Genomic DNA, 20,405 nt, shown 5'->3' with positions numbered 1-20,405 from the left:
CGGCATGACGCTGCGTGAACTCCTGCGCCCCTATGTGGCGGCCTTTGCATCGCGGTTCCTGGTGATGCTGCAGTACCGCACGGCCGCCTACGCGGGCTTTGCCACGCAGTGCTGGTGGGGCGCCATCAAGACCATGGTGCTGGCGGCGTTCTACGGCAGTGCCTCGGCATCGGCCGGCGCGCCCATCTCGCTGGAGCACGCCATCACCTACACCTGGCTGGCGCAGGGCCTGTTCGCGCTGCTGCCCTGGAGCGGCGACCCCGACGTGGCATTGGCCGTGCGCACGGGCGCCATCGCCTATGACCGGCTGCGGCCCGTGGATGCCTATGCGCTGTGGTTCGTGCGCTCGGCTGGCTGGATCGCCGCGCGCGTGCTGCCGCGCGTGGCGCTGATGGTGGCGTTTGCAGGGCTGGCCCTGCCGCTGACGGGGCTGGGCGCCTGGGGCTGGCAGCCGCCGGCCGGCTGGGCCGCAGGCCTGGGCTTTGCCGCCTCCATGCTGCTGGCGCTGCTGCTGTCCACGGCACTGGTCATGCTGCTGAATGTTGCCGCCGCCGCCGCGCTCAATGAAAAAGGCATCAACACGCTGGCCGCGCCCGTGGTCATCGTGCTGTCGGGCAACCTGCTGCCGCTGGCGCTGATGCCCGACGCCTGGCAGACCGCGCTGCTGCTGCAGCCGCTGGCCGGCGTGATGGACATTCCTGCGCGCATCTATTTCGGCCAGATGGCCGGTGCGCAGATGCTGGCCTGCCTTGCGCTGCAGGTGTTGTGGATTGCCGTGATCGTGGCCCTGGGCCGCATGGCCATGGCGCGCACCATGCGCGGCCTCGAAGTGCAGGGCGGGTGAGCGCCATGGCCAAGCACAAAGGATCGCTGTCCATGTTCCTGCGCCTGGCGCTGGCCTCGCTGGGCGGGCAGGCGCGCTACCCGGCCTCGGCGCTGATGCTGACCCTGGGCCAGTTCCTGGTCACGGGCATCGAGGTCATCGCCGTCTGGGCGCTGTTCCACCGGTTTGGCGAGGTGCAGGGCTGGCGCATCGGCGAAGTGGCCGTGTTCTATGGCCTGGTGAACTGCATGTTCGCCCTGGCCGATGCGCTGGGCCGGGGCTTCGACGTGCTGGGCACGCAGTTCCTGCGCACGGGCGCCTTCGACCGCCTGCTGCTGCGTCCGCGCCCCGTGTGGCTGCAGCTCATGGGCCATGACGTGCGCATCAGCCGCCTGGGCCGCCTGCTGCAGGGCCTGATGGTGCTGGGCTTTGCCACGGCCCAGGGCGCCGTGGCGTGGACGCCCCAGGCCGTCGCCGTGGCGCTGTTCGCCGTGGCGGGTGGCGTGGCGCTGTTCCTGGGCATCCTGGTGCTGCAGGGCGCGCTCTCGTTCTGGACCGTGGAAAGCCTGGAAGCCGCCAATGTGCTGAGCTACGGCAGCGTCGAGGCCGCCCAGTACCCCCTGGCCCTGTACGCGCAGTGGTTCCGCCGCCTGCTGACCTTCGCCGTGCCGCTGGCCTGCGTGGCCTACTACCCGGCGCTGGCCGTGCTGGGCAAGCCCGACCCGCTGGGCGCGCCGGCCTGGCTGGGCTGGGTCTCGCCGCTGGCCGGCTTTGCCTTCCTCTGGCTGGCCTCGGGCGCCTGGCGCATGGGGGTGAGGCATTACGCGTCCACGGGCAGTTGAAGCCGCCGCAGGCGCCGGTGCATAACACGCTCTAGACTGCGCGCTTGCCTTACTCCGGACACCAGACCATGACAGCAGATGAACGCTTCGCCCAGGCCGCCCTCGAGCTCGGCCACCGCTTCGATGGCGAGATCAAGATAGGCGGCAACTACAGCCCCGTCGTGCGCGACGGCCAGCAGCTGTTCGTCAGCGGGCAGATTCCCCGCGTGGGCGATGAAGTGCTCTACGTGGGGACGGTCGGCGCCGGGATCGACCTGGCATCGGCCAGAACGGCCGCCGCCATCTGTGCCATGCGGGCCCTGGCCTTCGTGCAGCGCGCGGCCGGCTCGCTCGATGCCGTGCGCGCCGTTGCACGCATCACCGTCTATGTGCGCTCGGCGCCCGATTTCACCCAGCAAAGCGAGGTGGCCGATGGCGCCTCCGACCTCATCGCCCGGGTGCTGGGCCCCGTGGGTGCCCACACGCGCACTTCGGTGGGCGTGCTGCAGCTGCCCAAGGGTGCGGCCGTGGAGCTGGACCTGATCGCCCGCGTGGACTGATCGCGCTACCCCTATCCCTATTCCTATCCCTGGCCCGCTGGCGTTTCGTTGCGCGCCTTCCAGGCCCGCAGCGCCTGGCGGTACTCGTCCATGGCCAGGTCATAGCTGTCGAAGATGCAGGGGTCGCAGCCATTGCCGCAGCAGGCGTCCAGGTCGGGCTGCTCGGGCGGCTGGGGCATGGGGTCGGCGGAGGCGGCGGAATCTGCGGAATCTGGGAGAGGCGCGGTGGTCATGGGGGTGATTGTCCAGCAGCTCCTGCCGTGGCTGCTGCGCGCGGGCTAAAGGGCATGGGGCCGCCAGGGTGCAAGTTCAACTCAAACAGCGCGGCGCCGGGAAATCGATCACGCTGCGGATGATCTCGCGCATTTCCGTGATCAGCGGCCGGGCATCGTCGCGGCGCCATTGCACGGTGTAGGTCAGCGGGGCCAGCGCGCTGTGCTTTGCGGCCTCGGCGCTGCCGTCCAGCACGCGCAGGCGGCCGCGTTGCTGCAGGGCCAGGGCCCATTGCTCGGGCATGTAGGTGAAGCCCAGGCCGTCCACCACCATGCCCACCACGGCGCCCCAGCTGTTGCAGGAAAGGCGCCGCTCCACGGCCAGGCCGTGGCGGCCCAGCCAGTCGTCCAGCGTGCGCGTGGCGCCCGAGCCGGTGGGCAGGGCGATCAGCAGTTGCTCGTGCACCAGGCGCCGGGGCAGGCCGGTGCCGGCGCGGGCGATGAAGTCGTCGCTGGCGGCCCAGACGAAGCGCACCTGGGCGACCTGCTCGAAGGCCAGGCTGCTGCGCGACGATGGCCCGGCGATGACCACGCAGTCCAGCTCGCCATCGACGATGCGCTGCTCCAGCACCTGGCCGATGTCGGTGTGGGGCTCCAGCTGCAGGTCGGGGTGCAGCTCGGCCACCTTCTGCACCAGCCGGGGCAGCCAGGTCAGGCCGCTGAGTTCGCCAAAGCCGATGCGGCAGCGGCCCTGCAGGCCCACGCTGCGGCCCGCCGCCTCGCGCAGCTGGGCGGCGCCGTGCAGCAGCTCGCGGATGCGCGGCAGCAGCTGCTCGCCCTGGGGCGTGAGTTCGGCGGCGCGGCCGCTGCGGTCGAACAGCTGCACGCCCAGCGAAGCCTCCAGCTCCGCAATGCGCTTGGACAGCGATGAGACCGACAGGTGCACGCGGTCGGCGGCCACGCTGAAGTTCAGGCAGGTGGCGGCCCAGTAGAAGGCTTCGAGCTGTTTGAGGGTCATGGCGATATTTTCACAAAAGCGAAACATTGATTCCTATTTATTTCGCTTTTCTTTGGAATTGCGCCCTCCTACATTGGCTGGCAATGCCTAAGCCTGCCGTCCCTGCCGTCCCTGCCGTCCCTGCCGTCCCTGCCGTCCCTGCCGTCCCTGCCGCTTCCGCCACGCCACCGCGCCGCCTGCGCGGCGTGCTGTCGCTTGACGATTTCGAGCGGCTGGCGCGGCGCCATCTGCCGCGCCCCATCCATGCCTACATCAGCGGCGCGGTGGAGGACAACGCCTCGCTGGCGGACAACCGCCGCGCCTTTGCCGAGCTGGCCTTCGTGCCGCGCGCGCTGGTGGGCGTGGCACAGCGCGACCCCTCCTTCGAGCTGTTCGGGCGCCGCTACGGCGCGCCCTTCGGCGTGGCGCCCATGGGCATTGCCGCGCTGTCGGCCTACCGGGGCGACCTGGTGCTGGCCCAGGCCGCACAGCAGGCGGGCGTGCCGGCCATCATGAGCGGCTCCTCGCTGATCCGTCTGGAGGAGGTGATGGCGGCCGCGCCCCACACCTGGTTCCAGGCCTACCTGCCGGGCGACCAGGGCCAGATCGATGCGCTGCTGGACCGCGTGGCCGCCGCCGGCGTGCAGACCCTGGTGATCACGGTGGACACGCCCGTGGCCGCCAACCGCGAGAACAATGTGCGCGCCGGTTTCTCCACGCCGCTGCGGCCCGGGCCGGGCCTGGCCTGGCAGGGCATCAGCCACCCGCGCTGGCTGTTCGGCAGCTTTCTCAAGACCCTGTGGCGCCACGGCATGCCGCATTTCGAGAACAACTATGCGCACCGGGGCGCGCCCATCCTGTCGGCCAGCGTGATGCGCGATTTCTCGGACCGCTCCCACCTGGCCTGGCCGCATCTGGCCGCCGTCCGCCAGCGCTGGCAGGGGCAGCTCGTGGTCAAGGGCATTCTTTCGGCCGCAGACGCCGTGCTGGCGCGCGACCACGGGGCCGACGGCCTCATCGTCTCCAACCACGGCGGGCGCCAGCTCGACGGCGCCGTGGCACCGCTGCGCGTGCTGCCCGGCATCGTGCGCGCCGTGCCTGGCCTGCCCGTGATGCTGGACAGCGGCGTGCGCCGGGGCACCGACGTGCTCAAGGCCCTGGCCCTGGGCGCGCGCTGCGTGTTCGTGGGCAGGCCCTTCAACTACGCGGCCTCGGTGGGCGGACCTGCGGGCGTGACCCACGCCATGGCCCTGCTGCGCGAGGAGGTGCTGCGCGACATGGCCATGCTGGGTGCCACGCGCCTGGACCAGATCACGCCGGCCTGCGTGCGCCATGCGCAGGCCTGGGATGCTTTCTGAGCGGCAAGACAGCGGTATCGACACAGACAACAGACACAGACACGGACACAGACGGAGACACAGCAGTGAGCAAGATTCCCGGATTCCATATCCACGCCCGGCCCGAGGCCGCCCTTGGCGATGCGCTGCTGCAGCGCTACCGCGGCTTTCCGGTCGCCAATGTCAGCGACGCCATGAGCCGCACCACGGGCACCTCGGCGCTGCGGCCCTTCCATCGCCGCCAGGGGCCGCTGGTGGGCCGTGCGCTGACCGTGCGCACGCGGCCCGGCGACAACCTCATGGTGCACCAGGCCATCGACATCTGCGGCCCCGGCGACGTGATCGTGGTGGACGCGGGCGGCGCCGGGCCCAACGCCATCATTGGCGAGATCATGCTGGCGCTGATGATGGCGCGCGGCGCGGCCGGCATCGTCATCGACGGGCTGATCCGCGACAGCGACACCATCGGCCAGCACGGCCTGCCCGTGTATGCGCGCGGCGTCTCGCACCGTGGCCCCTACAAGGACGGCCCCGGCGAGCTGCATGTGCCCGTGAGCATCGACGGCATGGTCGTCCACCCGGGCGACCTGGTGCTGGGCGACGGCGACGGCCTGCTGGCCGTGCCCGCCGCCGAGGCCGCCGCCATTGCCGACCGCGTGGAGGCCATACAGCGCGACGAGGCCGACGTGCTCGCCGCCATTGCCGCAGGCCGCGCCGACCGCTCCTGGGTGGCGCGCACGCTGGCCGCCAAGGGGGTGCTGTGATGGACCGCCGCGTTGTCCGTTTCGACTACTGGCTGGATGCGGCCTTCGACCGCATCGTCTCGGCCGCGCCTGGCGTGCAACTGGTCACCTGCCGGCGCGAGGGCGACGATGCCGCCGCCTGGCAGGCCCTGGCCGGCGCACAGGTCTACCAGATCACGGCCGCCAAGGACGAGCTGCCGCGCCACTGGTTCGCCACGGCGGACCTGCTGGCGCGCTGCCCCGATCTGCTGGCCGTGTCCTCCAGCGGCTCGGGCTGCGACACCATCGACATTGAGGCCTGCACGCGCGCCGGCGTGGCCGTGATGAACCAGTCGGGCGGCAACGCGGATTCGGTGGCCGAGATGGCCATCGGGCTGATGCTGTCCGTGCTGCGCCGCATCAACGAATCCGACCGCCTGCTGCGCGCCCCTGCCCGGGGCTTCAGCCGCGAGGACGTGATGGGCCACGAGCTGCGCGGCCGCACCCTGGGCCTGGTGGGCGTGGGCGAGGCCGGCAGCCGCGTCGCGGCCCTGGGCCGGGCCTTCGGCATGCAGGTGATCGGCTGCGACCCGGCCTACGACGCGGCCGGCCTGGCAGCGCGCGGGGCCGAGGCCGTCGGCTTCGACGAGCTGCTGCAGCGCGCGGACATCGTCTCCCTACACTGCCCGCGCGATGCCTCCACGCTGGGGCTCATGAACGCCGCTGCCTTTGCGGCCATGCGGCCGGGCGCCATCTTCGTGAGCACGGCGCGCGGCGGTATCCATGACGAGGCCGCCCTGCACGCCGCCCTGGCCAGCGGCCACCTGGCCGGCGCCGGGCTCGATGTCTGGGACCAGGAGCCGCCGCCCGCCTCTCATCCGCTGCTGGCCCTGCCCCAGGTGGTGGCCACCTTCCACACCGCCGGTGTCACGCACGAGGCCCGGCGTAACAACGCCGAGCTGGCCGCCACCCAGATCGTGCAGTTGCTGGCCGACGGCCAGCGGCCCGCGCGCCTGGTCAATCCCGAGGTCTGGCCGCATGCGCGCGAGCGCATCGCCAGGGCCTTGGACCTGTCCCCTTCCCCGTTCCGTTAGCCGCTTCCTTCACCATGACTAAAAAGCCTCTCAGACCACTGCAAGAGGCGACCCAGGAGACAAAGATGACACAGCAAGCAAGGCGCGCATTGTGCGCAGGCCTGGCCGCCGCCTGCATGGCGCTGCCGGCCCTGGCCCAGGCTCAGACCCAGACTCAGGACGAGGCCCCCTATCCCTCGCGCAACATCGAGATGATCGTGGCCTACGGACCCGGCGGCGGCACCGACCTGGTGGCGCGGCTGCTGGCCCGCCATCTGGAAAAGAAGCTGGGCGGCAGCGTGGTCGTGCTCAACCGCCCCGGCGCGGGCGGCGGCATCGGCTTTGGCGAACTGGCGCGGGCCAAGCCGGACGGCTACACCATCGGCTTCATCAACACGCCCAACGTGCTGACCATTCCCATCGAGCGCAAGAGCAGCTTCCACTGGAGCCAGTACGACCTGCTGGGCAACCTGGTGGACGACCCGGGCGGCTTCGCCATCCACAACAGCAACGCCATCACCACGCTGGCCGGCCTGGCCGCCTACGCCCGGGCCAACCCCGGCGCCGTGACCGTGGGCACCACGGGCACGGGCTCGGACGACCACCTGGCCATGCTGCTGTTCGCCAAGGCCACGGGCACGCAGCTCACCCATGTGCCCTACAAGGGCGCGGGCGAGGTGCGCGCCGCCGCCACGGGCCAGCAGATCACCATTGGCGCCATCAACGTGGGCGAGGTGCTGGCCTACCAGAAGGGCGGCACTCCCATCCGCCTGCTGGGCCAGATGTCGGCCGCGCGCAGCTCGCTGGCGCCGCAGGTGCCTACGTTCAAGGAGCAGGGCATCGATATCGAGCTGGCCTCCCTGCGCGGCCTGGCAGCGCCCAAGGGCTTGCCCGAAGGCGTGCGCAAAAAGCTGGTCGATGCCGTGGCCGCCATCGCGGCCGACCCGCAGTTCAGGCAGCAGGCCGAGGCCATGTACGCGCCGCTGCGCTACCTGGCACCGCCCGCCTACGCGGCCGAGCTGGAGCGCACCGAGGCCGGCTTTCGCAAGCTCTGGACCGAGATGCCCTGGCAGGACGGCAAGCCCTGAAGGCCCTGGCCATGCAAACCTTTGAATGGACAAGGACGACTGCCATGACCCCTCTGTCGCGCCGCAGCCTGGCTGCGCTGGCCCTGTGCGCCCTGGCCCTGCCGGCCCTGGCGCAAGGCCCCATCACCCTCATCGTGGGCTGGCCTGCGGGCGGCCCCTCCGACAACGTGGCGCGGCTGGCGGCCACGCGCATGAGCGAGGCCCTGGGCCAGCCCATCACCATCGACAACCGGGCCGGTGCGGGCGGCAACCTGGGCAGCGACGCGGCGGCCCGCGCAAGGCCCGATGGCAACACCATCATGCTGGCCACCGTGGCCTCGCACGGCCTGAACTCCGCGCTCTACGCCAAGCTCAACCACGACCCGCTCAAGGACTTCGCGCCCATCGGCATGATCACCACCTCGCCCAGCGTGCTGCTGGTGCCCGTGGCCTCGCCGCTGCGCTCGGTCAACGATCTGCTGGAGGCGGCGCGCGCCAGGCCGGGCCAGCTCAACTACGGCTCGGGCGGCGTGGGCTCCAGCCAGCATCTGGCCGGCGCCAGCTTCAAGCAGCTCACGGGCGTGGATGTCACCCACATCCCCTACAAGGGCACGGCCCCGGCCATGACCGACCTGATGGCGGGCCGCGTGGACTTCGTGCTCACCACGGGCGCCATCCCCTTCATCCGCTCGGGCAAGCTGCGCGCCCTGGCCGTGGCCTCACGCCAGCGCCTGCCGGCCCTGCCCGATGTGCCAACGTTCGAGGAAGCAGGCGTCAAGGGCTTCTACACCGACTCCTGGTACGGCCTGGTTGCCCCGGCCGGCACGCCGCGTGCGGCGCTGGAGCGCCTGAACGGCGCACTGGCTACGGCGCTGCGCAATCCCGAGGTGCAAAAGCAGTTCATCGACCAAGGCTCGCTGCCCGTCAAGCCCATGGACGTGGACGCGTTCTGGCGCTTCGTGCGCGAGCAGATGCCCGTGGCGGCCGAGCAGGTGCGGGTGTCGGGGGCCAGAGCCGAGTGAGCGCAGCCGGGGGCGGGCGGCCACGCAGGATCGGCACGGGCGCCTGCGCAGCCGCAATGCAGCCAGCGTGTCACTGGCAGGTCACTGGCAGGTCACTGGTAGTTGAGCGTGAAGGTGGCCCGTCCGTTGGCCAGGCCCGTGGTGACGGAGGGCTGGGTCTGGACATAGCGCGCCGTCAATGGAATCACGTGGTTGCTGGTGTTTGGGGTGATGGTGCCCGCCTGCCACTGGTTGGGATTGCCGAAGTTGGCGGAGTCCTCGCCGTAGCTGATGACCTTGTCGCTGCTGCGGATCTGGATGCCGATGCCGGCAGCCCCTCCGGTCACCGTCAGCACATCGGAGCGGTTGGCGGCATCGTTGGCATCCGTGAGCGTGACGAACGGGCGCAGGGTGGAATTGGCTTCGCCCCCGGTGCATATCAGTTCCAGATCGAATGGCTGGGGCGCGGAGGTAGCGCCTATCCCGTTGAACAGTGACCTGTTGATTCGCTGCAGGTTCACGGCGATGTTGCTCGTCTTCACCCGGCAACTGGCGCCTGTGCGCACCACGGTGCTGCCGGTCGCCTTCACGATCCAGTTATTGCAAAGGCTATTGCAGTCAAACCGGGCGGATGCATAGCTGCTGACGCTGAAAGTGCCCGATTGAACGGCGCCTGTCTTGATGAGTTGCATCCATATGGTTTGCTCATGTACATCATTCCTTAGCCATCCCGTGGCTCCTGCATTGTTGGACGTAGTGGTGATGGACATGGTTTTGCCATTGGGGAAATTCCTGGCTTTCCATATGGCACGCCAACGGACTCCTATTCCGCGCAAAGATGTGGAGTAGATCTCGCCGTCCAGCGTAGTGGGGTTCATGATTTGGGGCCATATTTCTGAAGATGGCCCCGAAAGCACACTGTAGGAAATTGTGTCGAGGGTGGATTTGACCATGGGCGATTCCCATAGCACTGATCCATTCATGATATTTCCTGCGGGAACGTTGATGATTTCCGGTAATTGGATGGTGGACGACGCCGGGGTAAATATGCCTCCATGAATGGAGCTTACAGAAAAGCAAAGCGTTGCCGTAATGAGAAAATATCTGATTTTTTTCATATGAATGAAACCGGAAACGATGCAGGAGAGTTTGATGGGCGCGCTCCAAAGTCTATTCCTATGATTGATGGAAATCCATAGGATCATTCTGATATTGGCAATGCTTTTTCATGACTCCAATGCCGTGTTCCGTCCGCTGCCGTGGCGCGGCATGGCCACCGGGGCCGGCCTGCGGCACACCTGGCGCAAGCGGCGCCAACGACGTGGGCGGCCGCCTGGGCACGGCCGCCTGGGCATGGGCGCCACGGGCGACGCCTTTGCAAGACGCCTGGGCTGAGCCGGTGGCTCAACCCCGCCTGCGCGCCGCCAGCCCCTGCACCACGGCCGCCAGCCGGTCGATTTCCTCGGTGGTGTTGTAGAAGGCCAGCGAGGGCCGCACCGTGGTCTCCACGCCGAAGCGCCGCAGGATGGGCTGGGCGCAGTGGTGGCCGGTGCGCACGGCGATGCCTTCGGCGTTGAGCGCTTCGCCCACCTCGGCCGTGGTCCAGCCCTTGAGCACGAAGGACAGCACGCTGGCCTTGTCGGCCGCCGTGCCGATCAGGCGCAGGCCGGTGATAGGCGCCAGCGCCTGTGTGCCGTACTGCAGCAGATCGTGCTCGTAGCGCGCGATGCGCTCCATGCCCAGGGCCTGCACGTAGTCGATGGCGGCGCCCAGGCCCACGGCGTCGGCAATGTTGCCTGTGCCGGCCTCGAAGGTGTTGGGCAGGGGCTGGTAGACGGTTTTCTCGAAGGTCACGTCGGCAATCATGTTGCCGCCGCCCTGCCAGGGCGGCATGTCCTCCAGCACCTCGCGCCGTCCCCAGACCACGCCGATGCCCGTGGGCCCGAAGACCTTGTGGCCCGAGAACACGAAGAAGTCCGCACCGATGGCCTGCACGTCCACGGCCATGTGCGAGACCGACTGCGCGCCATCGACCAGGGCCCGGGCGCCCGCCTGGTGGGCCAGCTCCACGATCTGCTGCACGGGCACGACCGTGCCCAGCGCGTTGGAGACCTGGGTGACGGAGACGATCTTGGTGCGCGGGTTCAGCAGCCTGCGGTATTCATCGATGAGCACCTGGCCCGAGTCGTCCACCGGGATCACGCGGATCTTCGCGCCCTTGGCGGCCGCCAGCTGCTGCCAGGGCACGATGTTGGCGTGGTGCTCCAGGTGGGAGACGATGATCTCGTCGCCCTCGCCCACATGCTGCCAGCCCCAGCTCTTGGCCACGAGGTTGATGGCCTCGGTGGTGCCGCGCACGAAGATGACCTCGTTCACGTCGGGCGCGTTGATGAAGCGGCGCACGCGCTCGCGCGCGCCCTCGTAGGCGTCGGTGGCGCGCGCGGCCAGTTCATGCGCCGCGCGGTGGATGTTGGAGTTCTCGTGCTCGTAGAAGTGGCGGATGCGCTCGATTACCGCGCGCGGCTTGTGCGTGGTGGCCGCGTTGTCCAGCCAGGCCAGCGGACGGCCGTTGACGCGCTCTGACAGGATGGGAAAGTCCCGGCGCACGGCATGCACGTCGAAGGGCGCCTGCACGCCGGCCGTGCCATGCCTTGCCCCGTGCGAAGCCTGCTGGCGCTGCAGCGGATGGGCCGGCGTGGTGTAGCCGGCTGGCAGCACCACGGGATCGACAAAGTAAAAGCGCGGCTCGGCCGAAGGCACGGTGGACGCTATGCCGGGCCCTTCGGTGGGCACGCCGATGCGCGGCACGGCGGGTGACGCAGGTGACGCAGGTGCCGTGAACGGGAGCGCGGCCAGCGCATCCAGCGGATCGCCCTGGCGCTGGGGCACGCCCAGCACCTGCGATCCCAGGCGCGGCTCGTAGGCGGGCAGGGCGCTCACGACATGGTCGGGCACGCCGTTGCCGGCCTGGGCATGGGGCAGCAGCGCGGGCGCGCGGTGGGCCAGCGAGGCCAGCGGCGCGGGCGAGGCCGGCAGCAGGTTGCTGCCCGGCGCCAGGCCCTGCGGGATGGGCGTGCCCGGCACGCCGGGGCCCAGGCCTGCGGGGCTGGCCAGCGGCGAGCCGGGCGGCGCCACGTTCACGGGGGCCTGCACGCCAGCAGGCAGGCCGGGCAGGGCAGGAGCCGATCCCGGTGCGGCGGAGAACAGGGCGTTGGCCATGCGCGCCAGCGCCTCGGGGTCGAAGGGCGCCTGGGGCGCCACGGAGGTGATTGCAGACACGGTCAACGCCCGGCCTCTTTACTTGTAGGTGTCGGGATAGTCGTGGTACTTGCCGATCTCGACATCGTCGAGCACGGCCAGCGCGTCGGGCGTGAGCACGGCCAGCGAGCAGTACAGCGAGATCAGGTAGGACGCGATGGCATGGTTGTTGATGCCCATGAAGCGCACCGACAGGCCCGGGCTTTGCTCGCCCGGCAGGCCGGGCTGGTACAGGCCGACCACGCCCTGGCGCTTGTCGCCCACGCGCAGCAGCAGGATCTTGCTCTTGCCATCGGCCACGGGCACCTTGTCCGAGGGGATCAGCGGAATGCCGCGCCAGGTGATGAACTGCGAGCCGAACAGGCTGACCGTGGGCGGCGGCGTGCCGCGGCGCGTGGCCTCGCGGCCGAAGGCGGCAATGGCCAGCGGATGGGTCAGGAAGAAGGCGGGCTCCTTCCAGACCTTGGTCAGCAGCTCGTCCAGGTCGTCGGGCGTGGGTGCGCCGGTCAGCGGGAAGATGCGCTGCTCGTCCGTGACCTGGGCCAGCAGGCCGTAGTCGGGGTTGTTGATGAGCTCGCTTTCCTGGTTCTCCTTGATGGTCTCGATGGTCAGGCGCAGCTGTTCCTTGATCTGGTCATGCGGGCTGCTGTAGAGGTCGGAGATGCGCGTGTGCACATCCAGGATGGTGGAGACGGCGTTGAGGAAGTACTCGCGCGGCTGCTCCTCGTAGTCCACATAGGTGCGCGGCAGCTGGTTGTCTTCCTGCTTGGCCGTGCAGGTGACCTTGATGGCCTCCGGGTTCTTGACGCGGTTGAGGCGGTAGATGCCCGCCTCCACCGGCGACCATTGCAGCAGGTGCGTCAGCCAGCGCGGGCTGATGGTCGAAAGCTGGGGAACGGTTTTGGTTGCGTTGGCCAGTTGCCGCGCGGCGTTGTCGCCTAGCGCGGTCGTGCCGCCCACTGTTGCCGACATGTGCAGACTCCGTGATCAGTTCAGGAAAAAGGGAAGGGGAAGGAAGGGAAACAGGGCCAGTGTCCCGGCCCGCGCACATGTCTTCAACATGCTATAGCCGCCAAGCGCAGGCCCCGCACCAGCTGGTCGTGGGCCACGGTCTCGCCGCGCATGACCAGGGCCGAGGGCTGCACGCCCAGCGAGACGGCCAGCTTCTCCACGGTCAGCAGCGAGGCGATGACGCGGCCGCGCTCTATCTCGCCCACGTAGGAGCGGTTCAGGTCCGAGTGCTCGGCCAGCCGCTCCTGCGACCAGCCATGGGCCTCGCGCGCCTGGCGCACGGCAATGCCGAAGCTGGTGACAAGCCGAGTGCTCATAGGGCCACCTCCCGGGGCTGCTGCGCGTGCTCGCGCGCATGGGCCTGGGTGACATGGGCGCCGGGCGGCACGTCCTCGGTCACCCAGACATTGCCGCCGATGACGGCGCCGCGCCCCAGCGTGACGCGCCCCAGGATGGTGGCGCCCGCGTAGATGACCACGTCGTCCTCCACCACCGGATGGCGCGCCAGGCCCTTGCGCAGGTGGCCGTGCTCATCGGTGGGAAAGCGCTTGGCGCCCAGGGTGACGGCCTGGTACAGCCGCACGCGCTCGCCGATCACGGCGGTCTCGCCGATCACCACGCCCGTGCCGTGGTCCATGAAAAAGCCCCGCCCGATCTTCGCGCCCGGGTGGATGTCGATGCCCGTCTGCGCATGCGACAGCTCGGCCACGATGCGCGCCAGCAGCGGCTGCTCCAGCAGGTACAGCTGGTGGGCCAGGCGGTGGTGGATCATGGCCAGCACGCCCGGATAGCACAGCAGCACCTCGTCCACGCTGCGCGCGGCAGGATCGCCCTGGAAGGCGGCCAGCACATCGCTGTCGAGCAGGCGGCGGATCTGGGGCAGGGACTCGGCGAAGGCGCGGGCGATGTCCAGCGCCATGGCATCGGCGCCCGCTGCCGTGTGGGGCGCGGACAGCCGCAGCTCCAGCCGTATCTGGCCCAGCAGCGCATGCAGGGCCGAGTCCAGCTGGTGGGCCACGAAGATGTCCTCGCTTTCCTGGCGCAGGTCGTGCGGGCCCAGGCGCATGGGAAACAGGGCTGCCTTGAGCTGGTCGATGAGGGTGGAAAGCGCGTCGCGCGAGGGAAACTCGCGCGCCCCGGGCTCCTGGGTGCGGCCGTGCGCCTCGCGCCATTCGCGGCGCGCCGCATGCAGGTTCTGGGTGAGTCCGGCAATGTCGAAACTGGCCATCTGCGTGCTCCTTCAGTCTTGAATCCAGGGCAGGCCGTGGAAGCGCCAGCCGTCGTTTTTGCCGCGCTGCTGACGCGCGTCGATCTCGCCCTCGAAGCCTTCGAGCACGTTGAACACATGGGCGAATCCGGCCTGGGCCGCCACCTGGGCCGCCAGCACCGAGCGCTTGCCGCTGCGGCACAGCAGCAGGGCCACGGCCTCCTTGCCGCCGTGCGGGGCCAGGCGCGCTTCCAGCTCGCGGGCAAAGCGCGGGTTGCGCGTCAGGGCCGTGCCCGTGGCCCAGGGCACGTGCAGGGTGCCGGGCACCTGGCCGACGAACTTGCGTTCCTCGGCCGTGCGCACATCGACCAGCACGGCCTGGCCGGCCTGCACCAGCGCCCAGGCCACGGGCGGGCGCACGCCGCCTGCGTGGCCCAGCCCCTGTGCGCGGGCGTGGTCCTGTGCCTCCTGCAGCGCCCGGGGCAAGGCGGTTTCCAAAGTGAGGGCTGTCATGTCGTCGTCCTTGCGGAGAGTTCGCGGGTTGGTGGCTATGGGCACCAATCTAAGAACTTCGCGGCAAGCCACCAACGAACAAGAGCGGCGTTTGATAGAAGCAAAACGTCTATGAAGGCGCCGCGTGGCGCCATGCCCGGTTCGGGTGATCAGGCCGTCAGCAGCCGCTGCAGCATCCACAGGTTCAGCGACACCACCAGGGCCGCGCAGCCCCACAGCACCGCCGCCATCCTGGGGCCAAAGGCCAGCTCCCCCAGCGTCTTGCGCCGCGTGGTGAACAGCAGCAGCGGCACGATGGCAAACGGCAATTGCAGGCTCAGCACCACCTGGCTGAACACCAGCAGAGCGCTGGCGCCGGTGCTGCCGAACCAGGCGGTGGCCACCACGGCGGGCACGATGGCGATGCAGCGCGTCAGCAGGGCGCGCAGCGCGGGCGACAGGCGGATCTGCAAGAAGCCTTCCATCACGATCTGCCCGGCCAGCGTGCCCGTGACCGAAGAACTCAGCCCCGAGGCCAGCAGCGCCACGCCGAACACCGCGCTGGCGATGCCCACGCCCAGCAGCGGCGACAGCAGGTGGTAGGCGTCCGACAGCTCGGTCACCGGCGCCTGGCCGGGCCGGTTGAACGCGCCGGCCGCCACCACCAGGATGGCGGCGTTCACGAACAGCGCCAGCCCCAGCGCCACCGTGGAGTCCAGCGTGGCCAGGCGGATGGCCTGCCGCGTGCCCTGGGGCGTGGTGTCATGCCGGCGTGTCTGCACGATGGACGAATGCAGGTACAGGTTGTGCGGCATCACCGTGGCCCCCACGATGCCCACGGCCAGGTACAGCATCTGCGGATTGGCCACGATCTCCATGCCCGGCAGCAGGCCGCGAAGCACGGCCGCCACGGGCGGCTGCAGCCACACCAGCTGGGCGGCAAAGCACAGGCCGATCAATGCCACCAGGGCGATCACCACCGACTCCAGGCAGCGAAAGCCCCGGCTTTGCAGCGCCAGGATCAGCATCACATCCACCACCGTGATGCACACGCCGGCCAGCAGCGGCAGGCCGAACAGCAGGTTCAGGCCGATGGCCATGCCCAGCACCTCGGCCAGGTTGCAGGCCACGATGGCGATCTCGCAGAAGAACCACAGCACCAGGTTGATGCGCGGGGAAAACTGCGCGCGGCAGGCCTGGGCCAGGTCCCGCCCGCTGGCCAGGCCCAGGCGCACGGCCGCCGCCTGGAACAGCATGGCCATCAGGTTGGAGGCAAAGATCACCGCCAGCAGCGAGTAGCCGAACTGCGAGCCGCCCGCGATGGAGGTGGCCCAGTTGCCCGGGTCCATGTAGCCCACGGCCACCATGTAGCCGGGCCCGGCAAACGCCAGCACGCGGCGCGCGTTGTCCGAGCGGCTGGCGCCGCGCGGCACGGCAATGCTGCGATGCACCTGCGGCAGGCTGGGCGTGCCCGCGTGGCCGTTGTCCGGCTCGATGGAGCCGAAACGGCCCTGTTCAGCCGCAAGCACGGTGTCGTTCATGGGGGCCTTTCCGCCGGCGGGGGCACGCGGTTGCAGGGGGATGCCTATCGGGCCGTCGGCACCAGGCCGCTGGCGGGTGCCATGGGTGCGGCGGCGGGTGCGGCATCGGTGCCTGCGCCGCGCCACAGCGCCACGAGATCTCCGGTCACGATGACCGCGCCGGCCAGCACAATCAGGCTGCCCACGCAGCGGCGCGCCACGGTGGAAGGTTTCAGGCGCCGCGGCGTGCGGCCCGGCGTGCTGGCCGGCGTGCGGGGGGCGGATGAGGAAGGCAGAAGGGACATCATGGCAACTCCTTGGCAGGGGAACGCTTGTCTCGGGCCAGCCCCGGGGAAGCCCGCCTGCCCCGGCCGGTGCGGGGCAGGCGGGCGGTCCGCGTCAGGCGTAGGCGCTGCTCATCACCAGCGAGCCGTTCACGCCGGACGGGAAGAACCCGCCCTTGGTCGCCGTGTCCTTGGTCAGGTACACGATGTTCAGCACGTCGCCCGGCGAGCGGCTGTAGGCGATGCCGTTGGCATCCAGCGGCACGATGTTGGACGTCGTGGCATCCCCCGTGATGCCCTGGTCCACGTCGGTGGAGCCGTCCAGGCTGTCGCGCGCATCCGAGATGGCGCCGGCCGCCGTGCGCAGCGCGGGCGTGGCCAGTCCCTTGGCGTACAGCACCGTGCGCACCAGACCTGCGTGGTAGGCCTCGGCGGCCAGGATGCCGGCGGCTGCCTCCAGATAGGTCTTGTTGGTGATCAGCGGCGATGCGCCCTTGTAGGCGGTGACGCCCACGTCCTCGAAGATGAAGGCCCCCAGCAGGAAGTTCTCGTCACTCGCATAGGGATCGAAGGCCGTGCCCGCGCCCACCAGCCCGGCCGCTCGCGCCGCCACCGAGAAGGCGCCGTTCGGGTCGGTGCCGCCGATGTCGATCTGCGGCTGCGCCACTGCGGCCGAACCCAGCGCCGCGCGCAGGAAGGCCACGTGGGCGATCTCGTCCTGGGCGATCTCCTTGGCGTACTGCGCCACAACGGGGTCCTTGAAGGCCACGGCACGGCCGCCCGTGATGGCGCCCTGCGTGCCCACGCCCGACTGCAGGTTGGCGGGCAGGCCGGTGCCGAACACCGCGTAGTGATAGAACTGCGACTCCAGATACTCCAGGTTGAGGGCGAAGTTCAGGATCTCCGCATCCGTGGGCCCGTTGGCCTGCGCATTCGCATCGCCTCCGCCGCCGCCGCAGGCGGACAGGATCACCCCGCCCGCCATGCCCACGGCCACGCCGCTGGTCTTGCGGAAGAACTGGCGCCTGTCCTCCAGCTTCTTGGCACGTTTTTGCAAAACCCCGATCAACACTGATTCGTCAGACATGATGGTTCCTCTCGGTTCGCGGCAGGCGCGAACGGTCAACGTGAAGAATGCGCCTCCGGCCGAAAGCACACGGGTGTGGCGAAAGCGCGTTCCACTGAAGAGGTGGCCACCTGCTCCAGGGGAATGGGATGCGTCCCCGCTATCCGGCAGTACGCAGGCCGCGCAGGTCTGGATGTGCCGCAATTGAAAGTGGTTGTAACTTTTTGTGTTTGACGTCGATCGCCGTTTTTTTTGAATCCAGACCCCGCTGCGCTGCGTATCCAGATCAGCCGGAATCGTTCGGCTTGTCATCAACCCGCTAGGAGCATTCCATGATCTCGATTCAAAACACCCGCAAGCTGGCCTCGTTCGGCCTGGCCATCGTGATGTCGGCTGCCTCCGTGGCTGCCATGGCCGATGTGATGGTGGGCGGCGCACCCATGCTGCCGTCCAAGGACATCATCGACAACGCCGTCAACTCCAAGGACCACACCACCCTGGTCGCAGCCGTCAAGGCGGCGGGCCTGGTCGACACGCTCAAGGGCCCGGGTCCGTTCACCGTGTTCGCGCCCACCAATGCCGCCTTCGAGGCCCTGCCCGCAGGCACGGTGGACACCCTGCTCAAGCCCGAGAACAAGGGCACGCTGACCACGGTGCTGACCTACCACGTGGTGTCCGGCAAGTGGGATGCAGCGGCGCTGTCCAAGATGATCAAGGACGGCAAGGGCATGGCCAGCATCAAGACCGTCAGCGGCGGCACGCTGGTGGCCAAGTCCAGCGGCTCCAAGATCATGCTGACCGATGAAAAGGGCGGCACGGCCACGGTGACGATTCCCGACGTCTACCAGTCCAACGGCGTGATCCACGTGATCGACAAGGTGCTGCTGCCCAAGTGAGCGGCACAGGCAGCGAGCGGGCCGGCCACTGACCGCCGTGGTCAGTGGCCGGAGCCTTGCGCCTTCGCCATGCGCCTTGCGGGCGCAACGCCGCAAGCCGCTGCCGGCGTCCCGGCCTGCGCGGCCAGCTTGGACAGCCGCCAGCGCGTCAGGTCGTCCGCGCCGGGGCCGGCCTCCACGCGCAGCTCGGAAAAGGGCACGCTGCGGCCCGACTCCTCCTCCACCAGCGCCAGCCGCAGGGGCGTGCCCGACTGCGCACGCACAAAGCGCATGGGCGGCTGCGCTTCTTGCTGCAGGCGCCACCGGTCGCCGACCTGGGCCAGCGCCTGGATCACCAGGGACAGGTCGCGGCCCTTGGGCGTGAGCAGGTACTCGTAGCGGTCCGGGCCGCTTTGGTAGAGGCGGCGCTCGACCAGGCCGGACTGCTCCAGCTGGCGCAGGCGGTCGGTCAGCGTGGCGTTGGTGATGTCCGTGGACTTTCTCAGGTCGTCATAGCGGCTCAGGCCCAGCATCAGGTCGCGCAGCACCAGCATGGCCCAGCGGTCGCCTACGGCCTCCAGCGTGGTGGCGATCGAGCAGGCCATGCCCTCGAAGCTCTTGGATCGCATGGAATTCCTCGTTGTCTGTTCGCGTTGTCGCAGGCCTGGAGTGTCTCAGCAAAACGCAAGCCCGGCCCGCAAAGGTGGATTGCGTGCTTGTAGCTCTAATGATTGAAGTTTATAGTTGAAGCCACTTTCAACCACCGCTTGACCCAAGCAAGGACTTCTCCCATGAGCACGCATCAAGGCACCGCCGTCGTCACTGGCGCCTCCTCCGGCATCGGCGCCGTCTATGCCGATCGCCTGGCCGCACGCGGCCATGACCTGATCCTGGTCGCACGCCGCCTGGACCGGCTGCAGGCGCTGGCACAGCGCCTGCGCGACGACCATGGCCGCCAGGTCGAGGTGGTGGCCGCCGACCTGGCCGACGCCGCCGGCCTGCAGCGCGTGGAGGCGCTGCTGTCGGGTGAGCGTGACATCCGCATGCTGGTGAACTGCGCCGGCCTGGGAGCCCTGGGCCCGGCCGCCCAGGTGGATGCGGGCGAGGTCGATCGCATGGTCATGGTCAACATCCATGCGCTGACGCGGCTGTCGCTGGCGGCGGCGCGGCTTTTCGCCACGCGCGGCCGGGGCACGCTGATCAACATCGGCTCCATCCTGGCCGTGATGCCGGTGCCGGGCGCCTCCAGCTACGGCGCCTCCAAGGCCTATGTGCTGAACTTCACGCGCTCGCTGCAGGCCGAGCTCGCTTCCAGCGGCGTCATGGTGCAGGCCGTGATGCCAAGCCTGGTGCGCTCGGAGTTCTTCGGGGGCAAGCCTTCTCCTTTTCCCGAGCACCTGTTCATGTCGCCCGAGACCCTGGTGGACACGGCCCTGGCGGCGCTGGACCAGGGCGAGGCCATCTGCTTTCCCACGCTGGGCAGCACGACCGCCTGGCTGGACTTTGACCAATCGCGCGCCAATCTCGTCAAGGCGTTGACGCTCAGCGGCGTGCCGGCGGCGCGCTACCAGGCTGCGGATGCAGGCCAGCCGGCCTGACGGCCGCGCTGCGTCGCCACCCCGGATTCCCGTACTCCTCTTTTTTTGTCCCCGGAGAAAGCCATGCCCCTGTGGAAGATCTACCACCCCGAAAACGCCTTCAGCGATGAAGACAAACAGGCCATCGCCCAGCGCATCACGGCCGTCTACGGCGACCTGCCGCGCTTTTACGTGGGCGTGGTGTTCGAGGCCGTGGCGCGCACTTCGTTCTTCATCGGCGGCGAGCCTGCCGACGATTTCGTGCGCATCTCCGTGGACCACATCGCGCGGCAGATCCGCGACGAGGAGACCAAGACACGGTTCCTCGAAGGCGTGCGGCGGCAGCTGTCCCCCTTCATTGCCGACCGTGGCCTGCGCTGGGAGATGCATGTGGACGAGACACCCTTCAGCCTGTGGAGCATCCAGGGCCTGCGCCCGCCCGTGCCGGGCACGCCCGAGGGCGAGAAATGGCGCCTGGACAATCGGCCCTCGCCCCTCTGAG

General features: G+C 69.2%; 23 protein-coding genes. 11 read left to right on the top strand and 12 right to left on the bottom strand.

Annotated features, from left to right (window positions below):
• Positions 1 to 4: 4 nt before the first annotated feature.
• From ACF8O7_RS16160 to ACF8O7_RS16150, 3 genes are all read left to right on the top strand, one after another.
• Positions 5 to 844, top strand: coding sequence for an ABC transporter permease (locus ACF8O7_RS16160; RefSeq protein WP_392443825.1), 840 nt, complete (start codon positions 5 to 7; stop codon positions 842 to 844).
• Between the two features lie 5 nt (positions 845 to 849).
• Positions 850 to 1,665 (top strand): ABC transporter permease, encoded by an 816-nt coding sequence (locus ACF8O7_RS16155; protein WP_046239599.1) that lies wholly within the window; start codon positions 850 to 852, stop codon positions 1,663 to 1,665.
• Between the two features lie 68 nt (positions 1,666 to 1,733).
• Positions 1,734 to 2,204 (top strand): RidA family protein, encoded by a 471-nt coding sequence (locus ACF8O7_RS16150; RefSeq protein ID WP_012207603.1) that lies wholly within the window; start codon positions 1,734 to 1,736, stop codon positions 2,202 to 2,204.
• A gap of 23 nt (positions 2,205 to 2,227) precedes the next feature.
• Here ACF8O7_RS16150 and ACF8O7_RS16145 read toward each other — a convergent pair whose 3' ends face one another.
• Both ACF8O7_RS16145 and ACF8O7_RS16140 read right to left on the bottom strand, forming a co-directional pair.
• Positions 2,228 to 2,437 carry an oxidoreductase-like domain-containing protein gene (locus ACF8O7_RS16145; protein WP_267178125.1) on the bottom strand — a complete coding sequence of 70 codons (210 nt, stop codon included), beginning with the start codon at positions 2,435 to 2,437 and terminating at the stop codon, positions 2,228 to 2,230.
• A 76-nt stretch (positions 2,438 to 2,513) separates the two neighbouring features.
• Positions 2,514 to 3,434 carry a LysR family transcriptional regulator gene (locus tag ACF8O7_RS16140; RefSeq protein ID WP_392443823.1) on the bottom strand — a complete coding sequence of 307 codons (921 nt, stop codon included), beginning with the start codon at positions 3,432 to 3,434 and terminating at the stop codon, positions 2,514 to 2,516.
• Positions 3,435 to 3,517: 83 nt separating this feature from the next.
• Here ACF8O7_RS16140 and ACF8O7_RS16135 point away from each other — a divergent pair, with 83 nt between their 5' ends.
• The 5 genes from ACF8O7_RS16135 to ACF8O7_RS16115 all read left to right on the top strand — a co-directional run bounded on the left by ACF8O7_RS16135 (position 3,518) and on the right by ACF8O7_RS16115 (position 8,634).
• Positions 3,518 to 4,771, top strand: a complete 1,254-nt coding sequence (locus ACF8O7_RS16135) for an alpha-hydroxy acid oxidase (RefSeq protein WP_392443821.1) — start codon at positions 3,518 to 3,520, stop codon at positions 4,769 to 4,771.
• A gap of 65 nt (positions 4,772 to 4,836) precedes the next feature.
• Positions 4,837 to 5,514: an RraA family protein gene (locus tag ACF8O7_RS16130; protein WP_047327856.1), complete on the top strand. Its 678-nt coding sequence runs from the start codon at positions 4,837 to 4,839 to the stop codon at positions 5,512 to 5,514.
• Complete coding sequence (locus ACF8O7_RS16125; RefSeq protein WP_392443819.1) at positions 5,514 to 6,566, top strand: hydroxyacid dehydrogenase; 1,053 nt, start codon at positions 5,514 to 5,516, stop codon at positions 6,564 to 6,566. The genes ACF8O7_RS16130 and ACF8O7_RS16125 overlap by 1 nt, the downstream gene beginning before the upstream one ends.
• 65 nt (positions 6,567 to 6,631) lie before the next feature.
• Entirely contained in the window at positions 6,632 to 7,633 is a 1,002-nt protein-coding gene (locus tag ACF8O7_RS16120; RefSeq protein ID WP_392443817.1) for a tripartite tricarboxylate transporter substrate binding protein, read from the top strand.
• Positions 7,634 to 7,677: 44 nt separating this feature from the next.
• The gene (locus ACF8O7_RS16115) at positions 7,678 to 8,634 is read left to right on the top strand and encodes a tripartite tricarboxylate transporter substrate binding protein (protein WP_017406236.1); all 957 of its coding nucleotides are present in this window, start codon (positions 7,678 to 7,680) and stop codon (positions 8,632 to 8,634) included.
• A 92-nt stretch (positions 8,635 to 8,726) separates the two neighbouring features.
• On the opposite strand, the gene ACF8O7_RS16110 is transcribed toward ACF8O7_RS16115, so the two are convergent.
• The 9 genes from ACF8O7_RS16110 to ACF8O7_RS16070 all read right to left on the bottom strand — a co-directional run bounded on the left by ACF8O7_RS16110 (position 8,727) and on the right by ACF8O7_RS16070 (position 17,472).
• On the bottom strand, positions 8,727 to 9,731 hold the full coding sequence (locus ACF8O7_RS16110) for a fimbrial protein (protein WP_392443815.1): 1,005 nt from the start codon (positions 9,729 to 9,731) through the stop codon (positions 8,727 to 8,729).
• A 286-nt stretch (positions 9,732 to 10,017) separates the two neighbouring features.
• Complete coding sequence (locus ACF8O7_RS16105) at positions 10,018 to 11,898, bottom strand: family 2A encapsulin nanocompartment cargo protein cysteine desulfurase (protein WP_392443813.1); 1,881 nt, start codon at positions 11,896 to 11,898, stop codon at positions 10,018 to 10,020.
• A gap of 12 nt (positions 11,899 to 11,910) precedes the next feature.
• Entirely contained in the window at positions 11,911 to 12,843 is a 933-nt protein-coding gene (locus tag ACF8O7_RS16100) for a family 2A encapsulin nanocompartment shell protein (RefSeq protein ID WP_013800566.1), read from the bottom strand.
• Between the two features lie 83 nt (positions 12,844 to 12,926).
• Positions 12,927 to 13,199, bottom strand: a complete 273-nt coding sequence (locus ACF8O7_RS16095) for a helix-turn-helix transcriptional regulator (protein WP_012207587.1) — start codon at positions 13,197 to 13,199, stop codon at positions 12,927 to 12,929.
• Positions 13,196 to 14,110, bottom strand: a complete 915-nt coding sequence (gene epsC / locus ACF8O7_RS16090) for a serine O-acetyltransferase EpsC (RefSeq protein WP_013800567.1) — start codon at positions 14,108 to 14,110, stop codon at positions 13,196 to 13,198. The genes ACF8O7_RS16095 and epsC overlap by 4 nt, the downstream gene beginning before the upstream one ends.
• A 12-nt stretch (positions 14,111 to 14,122) precedes the next feature.
• The gene (locus tag ACF8O7_RS16085) at positions 14,123 to 14,602 is read right to left on the bottom strand and encodes a rhodanese-like domain-containing protein (protein ID WP_203400376.1); all 480 of its coding nucleotides are present in this window, start codon (positions 14,600 to 14,602) and stop codon (positions 14,123 to 14,125) included.
• A gap of 149 nt (positions 14,603 to 14,751) precedes the next feature.
• The gene (locus ACF8O7_RS16080) at positions 14,752 to 16,122 is read right to left on the bottom strand and encodes an Nramp family divalent metal transporter (RefSeq protein WP_392443811.1); all 1,371 of its coding nucleotides are present in this window, start codon (positions 16,120 to 16,122) and stop codon (positions 14,752 to 14,754) included.
• Between the two features lie 44 nt (positions 16,123 to 16,166).
• On the bottom strand, positions 16,167 to 16,409 hold the full coding sequence (locus ACF8O7_RS16075) for a hypothetical protein (RefSeq protein ID WP_126311014.1): 243 nt from the start codon (positions 16,407 to 16,409) through the stop codon (positions 16,167 to 16,169).
• 91 nt (positions 16,410 to 16,500) lie between these two features.
• Entirely contained in the window at positions 16,501 to 17,472 is a 972-nt protein-coding gene (locus ACF8O7_RS16070) for a ferritin-like domain-containing protein (protein WP_016450780.1), read from the bottom strand.
• 311 nt (positions 17,473 to 17,783) lie between these two features.
• Here ACF8O7_RS16070 and ACF8O7_RS16065 point away from each other — a divergent pair, with 311 nt between their 5' ends.
• Complete coding sequence (locus ACF8O7_RS16065) at positions 17,784 to 18,347, top strand: fasciclin domain-containing protein (protein ID WP_046241456.1); 564 nt, start codon at positions 17,784 to 17,786, stop codon at positions 18,345 to 18,347.
• Between the two features lie 41 nt (positions 18,348 to 18,388).
• On the opposite strand, the gene ACF8O7_RS16060 is transcribed toward ACF8O7_RS16065, so the two are convergent.
• Positions 18,389 to 18,955: a helix-turn-helix domain-containing protein gene (locus ACF8O7_RS16060; RefSeq protein ID WP_016452655.1), complete on the bottom strand. Its 567-nt coding sequence runs from the start codon at positions 18,953 to 18,955 to the stop codon at positions 18,389 to 18,391.
• 162 nt (positions 18,956 to 19,117) lie between these two features.
• Between ACF8O7_RS16060 and ACF8O7_RS16055 the strand changes: the two genes are divergently transcribed.
• Together ACF8O7_RS16055 and ACF8O7_RS16050 are read left to right on the top strand one after the other, a co-directional pair.
• The gene (locus ACF8O7_RS16055) at positions 19,118 to 19,924 is read left to right on the top strand and encodes an SDR family NAD(P)-dependent oxidoreductase (protein ID WP_392443809.1); all 807 of its coding nucleotides are present in this window, start codon (positions 19,118 to 19,120) and stop codon (positions 19,922 to 19,924) included.
• A gap of 63 nt (positions 19,925 to 19,987) precedes the next feature.
• Positions 19,988 to 20,404 (top strand): tautomerase family protein, encoded by a 417-nt coding sequence (locus ACF8O7_RS16050; RefSeq protein WP_013800576.1) that lies wholly within the window; start codon positions 19,988 to 19,990, stop codon positions 20,402 to 20,404.
• The last annotated feature ends 1 nt before the right edge of the window (position 20,405 follow it).

The organism is Delftia sp. WSY_16 (assembly GCF_043104415.1).
Taxonomy (GTDB): domain Bacteria; phylum Pseudomonadota; class Gammaproteobacteria; order Burkholderiales; family Burkholderiaceae_C; genus Comamonas; species Comamonas tsuruhatensis.
This window is presented reverse-complemented; position numbering and strand designations above follow the sequence as displayed.